At 71.9% G+C, this 13,336-nt stretch carries 14 protein-coding genes; 5 read left to right on the top strand and 9 right to left on the bottom strand.

Annotated features, from left to right (window positions below):
* The first annotated feature begins 41 nt into the window (after positions 1-41).
* Positions 42-395: a VOC family protein gene (locus tag AMK10_RS17910; protein ID WP_073748789.1), complete on the top strand. Its 354-nt coding sequence runs from the start codon at positions 42-44 to the stop codon at positions 393-395.
* 19 nt (positions 396-414) lie between these two features.
* Here the strand turns inward: AMK10_RS17910 and AMK10_RS17905 are convergent, their stop codons facing one another.
* Together AMK10_RS17905 and AMK10_RS17900 are read right to left on the bottom strand one after the other, a co-directional pair.
* Positions 415-1,332, bottom strand: a complete 918-nt coding sequence (locus AMK10_RS17905) for an arginase family protein (RefSeq protein ID WP_073748788.1) — start codon at positions 1,330-1,332, stop codon at positions 415-417.
* Between the two features lie 163 nt (positions 1,333-1,495).
* Positions 1,496-2,965: an MFS transporter gene (locus tag AMK10_RS17900; protein ID WP_073748787.1), complete on the bottom strand. Its 1,470-nt coding sequence runs from the start codon at positions 2,963-2,965 to the stop codon at positions 1,496-1,498.
* A 159-nt stretch (positions 2,966-3,124) separates the two neighbouring features.
* On the opposite strand from AMK10_RS17900, the gene AMK10_RS17895 reads away from it, so the two are divergent.
* Positions 3,125-3,691 (top strand): TetR/AcrR family transcriptional regulator, encoded by a 567-nt coding sequence (locus AMK10_RS17895; RefSeq protein ID WP_073748786.1) that lies wholly within the window; start codon positions 3,125-3,127, stop codon positions 3,689-3,691.
* Positions 3,692-3,710: 19 nt separating this feature from the next.
* Here the strand turns inward: AMK10_RS17895 and AMK10_RS17890 are convergent, their stop codons facing one another.
* Positions 3,711-4,325 (bottom strand): TetR/AcrR family transcriptional regulator, encoded by a 615-nt coding sequence (locus AMK10_RS17890; RefSeq protein WP_073748785.1) that lies wholly within the window; start codon positions 4,323-4,325, stop codon positions 3,711-3,713.
* A gap of 98 nt (positions 4,326-4,423) precedes the next feature.
* On the opposite strand from AMK10_RS17890, the gene AMK10_RS17885 reads away from it, so the two are divergent.
* The gene (locus AMK10_RS17885; RefSeq protein ID WP_073748784.1) at positions 4,424-5,077 is read left to right on the top strand and encodes a CatB-related O-acetyltransferase; all 654 of its coding nucleotides are present in this window, start codon (positions 4,424-4,426) and stop codon (positions 5,075-5,077) included.
* Between the two features lie 58 nt (positions 5,078-5,135).
* Positions 5,136-6,332: a macrolide family glycosyltransferase gene (locus tag AMK10_RS17880; protein WP_073748783.1), complete on the top strand. Its 1,197-nt coding sequence runs from the start codon at positions 5,136-5,138 to the stop codon at positions 6,330-6,332.
* Positions 6,333-6,369: 37 nt separating this feature from the next.
* Here the strand turns inward: AMK10_RS17880 and AMK10_RS17875 are convergent, their stop codons facing one another.
* The 4 genes from AMK10_RS17875 to AMK10_RS17860 form a co-directional block, all read right to left on the bottom strand.
* Positions 6,370-7,122 (bottom strand): SDR family oxidoreductase, encoded by a 753-nt coding sequence (locus AMK10_RS17875; protein WP_073748782.1) that lies wholly within the window; start codon positions 7,120-7,122, stop codon positions 6,370-6,372.
* A 222-nt stretch (positions 7,123-7,344) separates the two neighbouring features.
* Positions 7,345-8,034 (bottom strand): response regulator, encoded by a 690-nt coding sequence (locus AMK10_RS17870; protein WP_073748781.1) that lies wholly within the window; start codon positions 8,032-8,034, stop codon positions 7,345-7,347.
* A 3-nt stretch (positions 8,035-8,037) separates the two neighbouring features.
* Positions 8,038-9,261 (bottom strand): sensor histidine kinase, encoded by a 1,224-nt coding sequence (locus AMK10_RS17865; protein WP_079180752.1) that lies wholly within the window; start codon positions 9,259-9,261, stop codon positions 8,038-8,040.
* A gap of 57 nt (positions 9,262-9,318) precedes the next feature.
* Complete coding sequence (locus AMK10_RS17860; RefSeq protein WP_241839570.1) at positions 9,319-10,089, bottom strand: CPBP family intramembrane glutamic endopeptidase; 771 nt, start codon at positions 10,087-10,089, stop codon at positions 9,319-9,321.
* Between the two features lie 366 nt (positions 10,090-10,455).
* Between AMK10_RS17860 and AMK10_RS17855 the strand changes: the two genes are divergently transcribed.
* Positions 10,456-11,079, top strand: a complete 624-nt coding sequence (locus tag AMK10_RS17855; RefSeq protein WP_073748780.1) for a TetR/AcrR family transcriptional regulator — start codon at positions 10,456-10,458, stop codon at positions 11,077-11,079.
* Between the two features lie 53 nt (positions 11,080-11,132).
* Here AMK10_RS17855 and AMK10_RS17850 read toward each other — a convergent pair whose 3' ends face one another.
* Both AMK10_RS17850 and AMK10_RS17845 read right to left on the bottom strand, forming a co-directional pair.
* The gene (locus AMK10_RS17850) at positions 11,133-11,366 is read right to left on the bottom strand and encodes a LapA family protein (protein WP_073748779.1); all 234 of its coding nucleotides are present in this window, start codon (positions 11,364-11,366) and stop codon (positions 11,133-11,135) included.
* Positions 11,367-11,481: 115 nt separating this feature from the next.
* Positions 11,482-13,257, bottom strand: coding sequence for a CocE/NonD family hydrolase (locus tag AMK10_RS17845; RefSeq protein ID WP_241839569.1), 1,776 nt, complete (start codon positions 13,255-13,257; stop codon positions 11,482-11,484).
* Between the last annotated feature and the right edge of the window lie 79 nt (positions 13,258-13,336).

Raw genomic sequence — 13,336 nt, 5'->3', positions numbered from 1 at the left:
ACCGATCACATCACGCCTGGTCGGCAACTACCCTCGTACGCATGGAAATCCTGGGAACCACGCTGCGTATCTGCGTCGACGACCTGGAGGCCTCGGTGGCCTTCTACGAGGGCCTGACCAGCACTCCGGCACTGCGCTTCGAGCGCGGCGGGGTCTCGGTGGCCGCGATCGGCTGCTTCCTGCTGATGAGCGGCCCCGAGTCGGAGCTGGAGGTGCTGCGCAAGGTGTCGGCGACGATCGCGGTCAAGGACGTCGAGGAGGCCCACGCGGCGCTGACCCGGGTGGGTGCCCGGGTCATCGCCGGCCCGGTGCCCACCCCGGCGGGCCGCAATCTGATCGCGCTGCACCCGGACGGCTCGGTCTTCGAGTACGTGGACCGCAACGTCTCCGCCTGATTCCCCGCCCTGCGTCCTGTCAGCGCCGCTCCCCGCCCTGCCCCTCCTCGGCGAAGGCGTCGACGACGATGTCCGTGAGCAGGGCGCCCGCCGAGGCGTCGGGGTCGAGGTCGGGGTCGTAGATCGTGACGTTGAGCCCGACGCAGCGGGGCGAGCCGACGAGGGTGCGCAGCAGCGTGGTGAGTTCGCCGGGGAACAGTCCGCCCTCGTCCGGGCTGTCGACGGCGGGCATCACGCTCGGGTCGAGGACGTCGGCGTCGAGGTGCACCCAGAAACCGTCGAGGACGGGAACCTCCAGGCTGAGCACCACGGCACGGGCGATGTCGGCGGGACCCCACTCCCTGATCTCGCCGACGGTCGCGTTGGAGATCTTCAGGGCGGCCATCTCGGCGCGGTCCTCGTCGTAGTCGCGCATGCCGAAGAGGCGGATGTCCTCGTCCTTCAGATAGGGCCCGAGGCCCTCCAGGTCGGTGAGGTCGGCCTGTCCGCGCCCGGTCGAGAGCGCCAGTTCCTCGCCGCCCGCGGCGCCGATCCGGTCGCTGTTCCCCGGGTGCCGGAAGTCCGCCGAGCCGTCGATCGCGGCGAGCCCGTACCGGCCGATGCGCCGCAGCGCGAGGGTGGCGCCGAGCTGGATGGAGCAGTCTCCCCCGAGGACGACGGGGAATTCGCCCGCCCTGACGTGCCGTTCGATGCGGTCGGCGAGCGTGCGGGTGTAGCGGGCGACGGCGGCGGCGTTGAAGACCCCGTCGCCCTCCCGCCAGTCACCGAGGTCGTAGCGCGGCGGTACGACGACCCCGCCCTCCAGAGCCCCGAGCCGCCGCACGATGCCCTGCTCGCGGAGCGCGCCGGCGAGTTTGTAGCAGCCGGGCACGGTGCCGGGGGCGGGAGGCCGCAGCCCGAGGTTGGAGGGGGCGTCGATGACCACACGAGTACGCATACGCCCCATCCTCACCGCCCCCGGCCGGTGTGTCTCCGTGTCGGCGGAAGTCATCCGCTTCCCGGCCGGGGCCGTGTCGGCCGTGCCCGGACGGCCGCGCCGATGTCCTGCGCGACGCCGGCGCAGCTGACCGGCCCGCCTTCCGGCCGGGCGGTGGCCGTCGTCAACGGCTCTGCACGGAGGCCCCGTTCGAGGCGGTGACCGGGTCCGGACCGGTGGAGCGCCGCGGCAGGGCGGAGCCCGTCGCGGGCTCGGACCTCGTCAGCCACAGGCCGGTGAACACGGCGCCGGCCAAGGTGAGGGCGCCCGCCACGACGAAGGCGCTGTTGAGCCCGGTCTCGAAGGAGGCACCGCCGGACTGCCGGGTGCGGACGACGGCTCCGAGTACGGCCACGCCGAGCACCGCGCCGATCTGCCGGGTGGTGCTGCTGATGCCCGACGCGAGGCCGCCCTCCTGCGTGCCGACCGCCTGCATGGCGGCTCCCGTCAGCGGGGACATGGCGAGGGCGAAGCCGATGCCGACGACCGCCATCCGCCACCACACGTTCCCGTAGCCGGTGTCGGCGTGCACCATGCCGAGCGCCAGCAGTCCCAGGCCGGCCAGGGCCAGGCCGACGGTCACCACGACGCGGAAGCCGTACCGGGCAGCGAGCCGGCCCGCGTACGGGCTGACGACCACCATGGCGAGGGAGGCCGGCAGGGTCTGCAGGCCGGCGCGCAGGATCGAGCTGCCCTGGACGTACACGAAGAACTGGGAGAAGAAGAACGACGAACCCATGAGCGCGAACCCCACCACGACCATGGCGGTGTTGGACACCGTGAACAGCCGCTGCCGGAACAGCCGCAACGGCAGCATCGGAGCGGAACGACGCGCTTCGACGGCGACGAAGGCGGCGAGCATGACCACCGCGGCGGCGAAGCCGGCGAGGACCACCGGGGCGGTCCAGCCGCGGGCACCGCCCTCGATCAGCCCGTAGGTCAGCGCCCCCACCCCCAGGACGGACAGCACAGTCCCCGGGACATCGATCGCGGGGGCGCCCGGATTGCGTGCCTCTTCGAGGGTGCGCAGACCGAGCAGCAGAAGGACCACGCCGATGGGCACGTTGACCAGGAAGATGGCCTGCCAGCCGAAGGCATCGGTCAGCACTCCGCCGGCCACGGGCCCCGCGGCCAGTCCGATTCCGCTGAGTCCGGCCCACAGTCCGATCGCCCTGACCCGTTCCTGCGGCACGGGATGGGCGGCGGCGAGCAGGGCCAGCGAGGCGGGGCTCAGCGCCGCGGCCCCGATGCCCTGCAGCACACGGCCGGCGACGAGCCAGCCGACCGAGGGCGCGAGGCTGCACCACACCGAAGCGGCGGTGAAGACCACCACGCCGGTCAGGAACACCCGCTTGCGGCCGAACCGGTCGGCGAAGATCCCTCCGGACAGGAGCAGCATCGCGACCAGGAGTACGTACGCGTCGACGATCCATTGCAGACCGGTCAGTTCGGTGTGCAGCCGCTGCTGCATGTCGGGCAGCGCCGCTCCGACGATCGTGTTGTCGAGCAGAACCATGAATTGGCCCAAGCAGGTCACCGTGAGCAGCGCGGTCCGGTGTGACCGACTGCCGACGGCCGCGTGCGGTGCAGCCATGGGGATTCCTCTCGATCGATGGTCGCGCCCGGCCGCGGCCCACGTGGCTGACGCGGATGGCGATACAAGCGGGCGCTCTAAAGCAGTCAGTGACTGCGTTAGGAGACTGTAGGGAGGGTCACCCACAAACGCAAGTAACTCCTGCGTTAAGGTGGGTCCATGAACGAGCGAGAGCCTGCCCGGCGGCCCGGCGGGCGCAGTGCCCGGGTGCGCGCGGAGGTGCACCAGGCCGTCACCGAACTGATCAGTGAGCGCGGTTACGGCAACTTCACCGTCGGCGAGGTCGCGGCCCGCGCGGGCGTGGCCGACAGCAGCATCTACCGCCGGTGGGGCAGCCTGGAGACCCTGCTCACCGAAGTGGCGCTCACCCGTCTCAACGCGCAGTCACCGATGCCCGACACCGGAAGCCTCGCCGGCGACCTGCGCACCTACGCGGCCAATGTGGCCCGCGAGATCACCGGGCCCGACGGCGTGGCGGTGGTACGCCTGGCCGTCGCCCTGTCCGGCAACGGCCGGGAGGGCCTTCAGGCCGGTGACAGCCTTCGCGACGAGCGCATGCGGCAGCTGCAGTCCATGCTGGATCGCGCCGGCGAACGCGGCGAGCGGGCACCCGACGCGTACGGCGTGCTGGACCACATCCTGGCCCCGATGTACATCCGCGTCCTGTTCGGGATGGTCCCGCTCACCCCGGAGTACATCGACGGGCTGGTCGACCGGCTCCTGTGACCCGGGACCTCTCACGGGATCAAGCCGTGGGACGGAAGGCGCCCGCGGCAGCCGCCAGGAACGCGGCCTCCGCGGCTCGTTGCGGGAGCCGGGGGTCCGGAGCGTCACGCAGGAGCACCAGCTGGTGGTAGACCGGGGCCGTGGCGGCGATCAGCAGACTCCGCGCGTCCGCGTGCCGTGCGGGTAGTTCACCGCGCTCGACGGCCCGCTCGACGAGGATCTCGCACTGGGCGTACCGGTCGGCCCACAACCGCGTCTGGGCCCGCGCGGCCTGTTCCGAGTGGAACGAGGCGGCCATCAACGCGACGGCGAACGACGGCTGTACGACCAGGGACTCCTGGATCTCCTGATTGAGGGCCGTCAGATCGCCGCGCAGGGAACCGGTGTCCGGCGGCTGCCAGTCGATCTCACCGGCGGCGTCGATGACGTCGACGAGCAGGCCGCCGACATCGCGCCAGCGCCGGTAGACCGTGGCGCGGTGCACTCCGGCCCGCGTCGCGACACCCTCCATCGTGAGTGCTTCGTGACCGCCTTCGGCCAGTTCGGCGCGCACCGCGTCGAGCACCTGGGCGCGGACGCGGGCGGTGCGACCGCCCGGACGGCGGTCCGGCGTCGTGTCCAGTGAGTCTGTCATCGGCCATCGATTTCGGTTGATCAAGGCGGCAGGGCTGTGCCAGCATCCTAACGCGACAGTTGTCGCTCTAGGTCCACTCGAGAGGAACCGCTTCCGCGATGACGCCCGTTCCCGCCGACCCCACCGTGCTCCACCCGATGCCCGAGCACCCCCGCGTGGTTCTCCTCAAGCCCTTGGTGAAGTCGCCGCTGATCGAGGTCGGCGACTTCTCCTACTACGACGATCCGGACGACCCTGCCGCGTTCGAGACGCGCAACGTCCTGTACCACTACGGCCCCGAGCGGCTGGTCATCGGCAGGTACTGCGCGCTGGGGACGGGCACCCGGTTCATCATGAACGGCGCCAACCACCGCATGGACGGCCCTTCCACCTTCCCGTTCCCAACCATGGGCGGCTCCTGGACGGAGCACTTCGACCTGATCACCGGCCTGCCCGGCCGGGGCGACACGGTCGTCGGCAACGACGTGTGGTTCGGCCACGGCGTCACGGTCATGCCCGGTGTGCGCATCGGCCACGGCGCCGTCATCGCCGCCGGCTCAGTGGTCACCGGCGACGTCCCCGACTACGGCATCGTCGGCGGCAACCCCGCCCGTCTCATCCGCACCCGCTACGACGCCGCGGACATCGCCCGTCTCCTCGCGGTGGCGTGGTGGGACTGGCCCGTGGCGCACATCACCAGCCACGTACGGACGATCATGTCGGGGACCGTCGCCGAACTGGAGGAGGCCGCCGCGCGGCTCGGCCGGTCCTGACACCGCTTCCCCGCCACGCCGCCCGCACCCGTCCCGCGTCCGAAACGAGTGATCGCCCATGTCCCGTCGCCGCGCCCATGTCGCCATGGTCGGCGTCCCGATCGTCAGTCATGTCCTGCCGAGCCTCGCCCTCATCCGTGAACTGATGGCCCGTGGGCACCGGGTCACGTACGCCAACGACCCGTTCGTGGCCGACCGGATCGAGTCCACCGGAGCGGAACTGGTGCCCTGCACCTCCACGTTGCCGGTCGCCGACAACAACTGGCCCGCCGATCCCATCGCCGCGGCGGGCCTCTTCCTCGACGACGCCGTCCAGGCACTCCCGCAACTGCACGCCGCCTACGACGACGATCCGGCCGACCTGTACCTCTACGACATCGGCGCCTATGCCGCGCGCGCCCTCGCCGAGTCACAGGGCCGCCCCCTCGTGCAGCTGTCCCCGACCTTCGTCGGCTGGGACGGCTACCAGGAGGAGGTCGCGGCGCATCTACGGAAGTCGCCGGGCGCCGACGCGTATCAGGACAGGTTCGCGCGGTGGCTCGCCGGCTGCGGTGCGACCACCACGGACGTGGACACCTTCTCCGGCCCACCCGCCCGCGCCCTCGCCCTGATCCCGCGAGCGATGCAGCCGCACGCCGACCGGGTCGACACCGGCACGGTGACCTTCGTGGGCCCCTGCTTCGACACCCGGGCGGACACGGACGGCTGGACCCGCCCGGCGGGCGCGGAGAAGGTGCTCCTGATCTCGCTCGGCTCGGCGTACACCCGCCGGACCGAGTTCTACCGCCGGTGCGTCGCCGCCTTCGGCGACCTGCCCGGCTGGCACGTCGTACTCCAGATCGGCGCGTACACGGACCCCGGGGACCTCGGCACCGTACCGTCCAACATCGAGGTGCACTCCTGGGTCCCGCAACGCGCGATCCTGGAACAGGCCGACGCCTTCGTCACCCATGCCGGCATGGGTGGCTGCGGCGAAGGGCTCCTCGCGGGCGTTCCCATGATCGCCGTGCCGCAGGGGGCCGAGCAGTTCATGAACGCCGACCGGCTCGTGGAACTAGGCGTCGCGCGCCGTGTGGACACCGCCGATGCCACCGCCGAGTCCTTGCGCACGGCGCTGACCGACCTGGTCACGGACCCGGAACGCGCAGCCAGGTCACGGCAGTTGCAGGCCGCCGCGCGGGCCGAGGGCGGCACCCGGCGCGCCGCCGGCCTGATCGAGGACGTACTGACCGCCGCCGGGGGCACCGGGCACTGAGCGCCGTCTCGGCGACGGAGCCGCACAACCGCGGTACTCAGATCTGGTTCAGGCCTCCGTCGACGTACAGGCTCGAACCGGTGATGAAGCTGCTCTGCCCGGAGGCGAGGAAGGCCACGGCAGCGGCGATCTCCTCCGGGCGCCCGAGCCGGCCCAGTGGCACCTGTGCGGCCAGGCCCTGCCGGAGGCCGGCGGCCTGCTCCGGGTCGGGCGCGAGCCCCGAGAGACCAGGGGTGTCGGTCGGGCCGGGAGTGATCGTGTTGACCCGGATGCCGCGCCCCTTTAGTTCATTGGCCCAGGTCCGGGCGAAGGACCGGGTGGCCGCCTTGCTCGCCGCGTACACACCGAACGCCTCCGCGCCGACGTCCACGTTGGTGGAACCGTTCAGGATGACCGAGGCGCCGTCGTTGAGCAGGGGCAGCGCCTTCTGCACGGTGAAGAGTGTGCCGCGCACGTTGATGTCGAAAAGCGCGTCGAAGTGCTCCTCGGTCATCTGCTCCAGCGTCGCGAACGCGGCGACGGAGGCATTGGCGAACAACACGTCCAGGCCCGACCCCCTGCTGCGGATCGTCTCGTAGAGCCGGTCCAGGTCGGCCAGGTCGGAGATGTCACCGGTCACCGCGGTGGCCGACCCCGGGCCGATCACCTCGACGGCCGCGTCGAGTTCGGCCTTGCGCCGGCCGGTGACGAACACGTGCGCGCCCTCGGCCGCCAGCCGTACGGCGCCGGCCAGGCCGATTCCGGAGCCGCCTCCGGTGACGAGAGCGGTCTTCCCCTCGAGCAGTCCCATGACAACAACCTCTCGCTACTTCCGCATCGATCGATGCGGAAGTAGCACCGTAGCACTTCCGTACCGATCGATGCGGAATGAGTGCCGCAGGCCGTGACGACCGGACGGGGCGGCAGTGGAGGCCGGGAGACCGGCGACGCCGCCGAGGGCGCGCCGGCGCATGGAGAGGAGCCGCGCACCGCGAACAGGACCGCGGTGGCGGCTTCCTGAGGCCACGACGGCTCAGGACGTGGCGGACACCAGGCCGATCCGGTGGGCGAGGACGACGGCCTGGACGCGGTCGCGGAGATGGAGCTTGGTCAGGATCCGCGAGACATAGGTCTTCACCGTCTCGGGCGTGATGAACATCGCCGCGGCGATCTCCGCGTTCGACAGCCCCTCGGCGATCAGCCGGAGTGCCTCCAGTTCGCGGACGGTCAGCGCGCTCATGACCTCCTCCCTGGCCGGCCGGGAGGTGTCCGCAGGGCGCAGCCGTTCGGCGAAGTGGCCGATGAGGTGCCGGGTGACGGCCGGAGCCAGCAGCGCCTCGCCCCGGGCGACCGTCCGTATCCCGCCCACGAGTTCGGCGGGGGGCGAGTCCTTCAGAAGGAAGCCGCTCGCTCCGGCCCGGAACGCGTCGTAGACGTAGGCGTCGACGTTGAAGGTGGTGACGACCAGCACCTTCGGTGGCGCCACGGCGTCGGGACCGGCCAGCCGTCGGGTCGCCTCGATGCCGTCGAGCAGGGGCATCCGGATGTCCATCACGACGACATCGGGGCGCAGTTGACGCGCGGCATGCACCGCGGCGAGCCCGTTCTCGGCCTCCCCGACGACCTCCAGGTCGGGCTGGGCGGAGAAGATGGTGGCATAGCCGGTGCGTACCAACGCCTGGTCGTCGCAGACGAGTACGCGGATCGGCGGCGCATCACTCATGGGTCACTCCTGCGCGGACTGGGCGGGTATCACGGCACGGACGTGGAACCCGCCGTCGGGACGGGGTCCGGCCACCAGTTCACCATCGAGCATCCGCACCCGTTCACGCAGCCCGGTCAGTCCTCGTCCGCCGCCACGGGCCTCGTGCCGGGCCGTCGGCGCGGTCGCCGGGGAGGAGGCGGGCCCTTCGGTGGCCACCTCGATCTCGATGCGTTCGTCGCCGTGCCGGACCAGGACCTGTGTCCGCTGCCCGGCCGCGTGCTTCATCGCGTTGGTGAGCGCCTCCTGCACCACGCGGTACGCGGCCAGTTCCACGTCGACGCTCCGCGTCCGCCGCCCGCCCCGCTCGGTGAACTCGACGGGCTGGCCCGACATGCGGGCCCGTGCGACCAGGTCCGCCACCTTTCCCAGGGTGGGCGCCCGGTCCGCGGATTCGGAGGCGGACGCGGACTGACCGGTGGCCTCCAGTACGCCGAGCAGGTGCCGCAGTTCGGTGAGCGCCCGGCGACCGGTGTCGCTGACGGCCGCCAGGCCCTCACCGGCCCGTTCCGGCGCGGACGTGAGCAGGAACTGCGCCGCGTCGGCCTGGACCACCATGGCCGTCACATGGTGCGTCACCACGTCGTGCAGTTCGCGCGCGATGCGGGCGCGCTCGGCGTCCGCGGCCACCTCGGCGGCCAGCCTCCGCCGTTCGGCCTCCTCCGCCCGACGCTTGCGTACGCCGTTGCCCACGAGCCAGACGCCGGCCAGGAACAGGGAGAACGCGAGGTAGTCCGGAAGCCGCTCCGGTGAGCCCAGGCGGTGCAGGACGACCGCCAGCACGGCGTAGCCCGCACCCGCGGCTGCGGCGAGCGCGCGGCGGAAGGAGTCCTGGTGGGCTCCGGCGGAGTACAGGGCCGCGTAGAGACCGACACTTCCGAACGTCGCGGGACAGCCCAGCGCCTGATGCACCGCGAAGGCACAGCCGACGACGGCGAGGCAGGCCGCGGGCCGCCGGGTCCGTACCGCGAGCGGCAGGGTCTGCGCCAGGGTCAGCCCGATGCTCAGCGGACTCGGCGGGCGATCGGGCAGTTCTCCGATCTGTGCCCCGATCTGCGACAGGGTCGGTACGAAGGCCAGCACGGTGAGCACCAGCGCGAGGCCACCGTCCTTGACGTCCTGTCGGCTCCTCGTCAGCCGGCCGAGTGGCCTCTGCGGCAGCGATGGCCTCCAGGACCACCTGGGCATCAACACGTCCGTCTCCGTTCCGTTCCGGTCAGCCGGGAGGGGTGCCGCGCGCAGGGTTCAGCGGGCGACGCGCCGGCGGGGCAGCAGACCGCCCCGCCGGTGGGCGAGGACGAACATCGGGATCACCAGCGCCACACCGATGAGGACGGTAACGATCGACGCCTCCAGACTGAAAACACCGCCGGTCAGCAGGGCCGGACCGCCGGCGTGCACGGAGAGCAGTCCCTCGACGGTGTTGCCCGAGACCGGAATGCCGAGCAGGTGCTCGGTGGCGTTCCAGGCGAAGTGCAGGCCCACGACGAACCACATGCTGCGCCGCCACAGGAACGCCGCTCCGAGCAGGGCGCCCGCCTCGACGGCGATCGCCAGTCCGCTCCACACGGTGGCCCCGGGGTTGGCCAGGTGCGCGGCGCCGAAGAGCAGCGCGGTGATCGCGACAGCGGCACCACTGCCGAACAACCGCTCCAGGGCCTGCAGGGCGAGGCCGCGGAACATCAGCTCCTCCGTGACCGCCGCGCCCGCCTGTACGGCGACCGCGGACGTCAGGACGGGGAGGAAGCCGTTGCCGGCCCAGGAGAACGAGTAGCCTCCGAACGCCGCGATCACCAGGGCGGACACGAGAATGAATGCCAGACCGACCCCGCCGCCGAGCAGCGCCTCGCGCACGGCCCCGCGCCGGGCGATCTCCGGCGCGGACCGTCGCGCGACGAAGCGCATGACCGCCCAGTAGACGGCCACCGCAACGGCCGCTCCCAGGACCGGGACCGGTCCGGGGCCGGTCGCGGTCGCAGCCGAGACCGCGCCGATGCCGAGCATTCCGATCAGCATCCAGACGAGCGGAGAGCCGAGGATCCGGCCGAGGCGGCCGCGGCCCGGACCTGAGGCATCACTCGGACCGGGGACGTCACTGGGACCGGGAACGTCGCTCGGACCGCGGGTGTCACTCGGACCGTCCGCGAGCCGGCCGTGGCCCGCTCCGTGGCTCGTGGTGGATGAGGTGTTCATCGTGGCCCCCTTGGTGGTCGGCCGCCCCGATGGCGACCCGACGACCACGCTAGGAACTCCGCGGCCTCCGCGATTCACCCGCGGGCGGACGGCGCCGGTAGCTCTCACGGGGGATGCGCTCGGCGGCGTCCTCGCCGCCGACCCCTACCCCTTCCGCAGCGATCGATGCGGAAGGGGTAGGCTCCATGGATGGCTACCAGACAGCGCGGCCCCATCGGCCGGCCCCGGGGATTCGACGCCGAGGAGGCTCTCGAACGCGCCATGCTGTTCTTCTGGGAACACGGCTACGAGGGCGCCGGCCTGGCAGGTCTGACCCAGGCGATGGGCATCTCGACCACCAGCATGTACGCGGCCTTCGGGAACAAGGAGGAGCTGTTCCGCAAGGCCCTGGACCGCTACACCGAGGGTCCCAGCGCCTACCTCGCCCGGGCCCTGGAGGAGCCGACCGCCCTCGGCGTGGCCTCCGCGGTCCTGGCCGGCACCGTACGGACCACCACCCGGCCGGCCCACCCCCAGGGATGCCTGGGCGTCCAGGGCGCCCTGGCGACCGGTGACTCCGGGCAGGCGGTCCGCGACCTGCTCGCCGCCTGGCGCACCCAGGGCTGCCGCCAGCTCCGCGACCGGTTCCAGCAGGCCGTCGACGACGGCGAACTGCCTCCTCGGGCCGATCCGGGACTGCTCGCCCGCTACGTCACCACCCTGGCCTTCGGCATCGCCGTGCAGGCCGCGAGCGGCATCGGCCGCGACGATCTCCAGGAGATGGCGGACGCCGCCCTGCTCAGCTGGCCGCTGACCCGGGAGCCTGCCCGGTAGCGGCCGGGACGGTCACGGCCGGTGCGGCGCGATCCCCCGCGAGCGGGTGCCCTCTACCGGTTCGCCCGCCGGCGGAACAGGTAGGCGCCGCAGAGCGCGCCGGCCACGAAGACCCCCAGCAGCGCGGCCCAGAGGGGCATCGTGACCTTGGGGATGATGACCCGGATGGTCACGTCCTGGGTGTTCACGCAGATGAAGACGATCGTCAGGATCGCCAGGACCGTCACGGCGATCCGAGCAGGGGTGAACGCGCTCGTGCTGCCGCTGGATACGTCCTTGGGGCTCATGAGCGGCCCTTTCGCTGGGTCCTGGTCCGCGGGACCGGGAACCGGCGGTCCCCGGACCTCAGGATGCCTCCGTCCCGGGTCCGGGGTGCTGTGGAGCAGGGCCGTCCGGGTGACGTCAGCCGACCACGGGCAGTTCCAGGACCCCGGTGTCCTGCGGGGCGCTGACCACGGTGACCGGCTTGATGCCCCGGTTGCCGAAGTACGCGCTGTCGCTCGCCGCGATCACGAAGCGCAGCTTGTGCCCCTTCTCGTACCGGTGCACGATGCCCGGCAGCTCCACGGTGAAGGGGCGCGTGACGTCGGGGACGCGTACGGGCGCCACCAGGCGGTTGACCAGCGTCCGGGTGCCGTCGGGTGCCACGTCGTAGACCTTGGCGAACAGGACGAGCTTGTCGGCCGCGTCGCCGCTGTTCTGGACCCGCTCCGCCTTCGGCGAGACGACCTTCAGGGTGGCCCTCGGCGCGCCGACGACGTCCAGCGGCGCGGTCAGCGGGGCGCTGGTCCAGCCGAGGTAGGTGCCCTTGATGTCGTACGGTGCCGGGTCGGGCAGCCCGATCAGCCCGGCGAGGGAGGTCTCGGAGTGGCTGCTGGGCAGGAGCCAGTTGGTGTACTGACGGCTCCCCCGGGTGACCTTCGAGCGGCTGTCCACCAGGGCGCCGTCGCCGGAGAGGTACATCGTGCGTGAGAGGGCGGGCACGGTCGCCGCGGTGCCGTATCCGCTCGCGTAGTCACGGTAGTAGGCGAAATCGGGCCCCGTGGCGGTGTCCTCCTCGTGGTGGAGGTAGCGGTCGAACCAGGCGAGGATGCGCTGTCCGACGTAGCTCGTCTCCAGATTGCCCGTCCCCAGGTCGAGTTCGCCCGCCACCTGGCCGCCGCTGTGGCCCCAGGCCTGCCAGATCATCTTGGCCGTGGTGCCCTGCGCCTGGAGCGCCCGGTAGGTGGCGGTGGCCTCGTTGAGGTTGAACAGGCTGTCGGCCTGACCCTGGACGAGGAGTGTGGGCGCGGTGACACCGGACAGATAGGAGACCGGCGAGACGCTCCGCGCGTAGGCCAGCATCTCCTCCGTCCCGGCGGCCGGGTACCTCCCGGAGTTCAGGAAGCGGACGGTGTCGCACGCCTCGGCGGCGAAGTGCAGGCAGGTGAGGCTGCCGAAGCGGGACGGGTCCAGGCTGGGGACCAGCAGGGGCTGCCCCTCGCCCATCAGGTAGAAGCCGTTGGTCCACTGCCACTTGAAGACCCCGGCCGTGCCGGAGGACACGCCCCGGGCCGCTCCGGTGGCGTTGGGGGCGAGGGAGTACGCCAGGTCGTTCCAGGTGACCAGCGGGACGAGCGCGTCGACCCGGTGGTCGGCGGAGGCGGTGGCCAGCTGGACGGCCCCGCCGTACGAGCCCCCGATCATGCCGACCACCGGGTCGCCCGGGGCGTCGGCGGTGACGAAGTCCGCCTTGGTGCCGTCGTCGGCGGCGCGGGTGCCGCCGAGGAAGTCGACGAGCCCGGATGCCGCCCTGCCGTCGATCGCCGGGTCGTTGAGGGTGATGCGACAGCCGGACTTGCCGAAGCCCAGGCCGGAGTAGACGAGAGAGACGTAGCCGCGTTCCGCGAACGCCTTGCCGATGACGTCCGTCGAGCCGTCGGACTTGCTGCCGCCGAAGCCGTTGGTGGCGAGGACGGCGGGGGCGGGGTGCTGGGCGTCCACGCCGTCCGGGCGGTAGAGGTCGGCGTCGACGGTGCAGGACCGGTCGCCCGCCCGCACGGTGAACTCCAGTGCGGTGACGGTGTACCGGCCGGCGGCCGACGCCGGTGGCGCGCCCGTCAGGGCGAGCGGGGCGAGAAGCGCCGCCCCCGCGAGCAAGGTGAGAGGACGCCGGAATCCGGGCACAGCACGCGACACATGGACCTCCACACCGAGGACACATTACCGACCGGTAAGTACCGGGCCCGACCCATGGTGTGACACAGGCCACAGCAGT

This window comes from Streptomyces sp. CB02058, from assembly GCF_001905505.1.
In the GTDB taxonomy this organism is placed as follows: Bacteria; Actinomycetota; Actinomycetes; order Streptomycetales; family Streptomycetaceae; genus Streptomyces.
The sequence above is the reverse complement of the archived record's forward strand: the minus strand, read 5'-3'. Positions and strand labels throughout refer to the sequence as shown.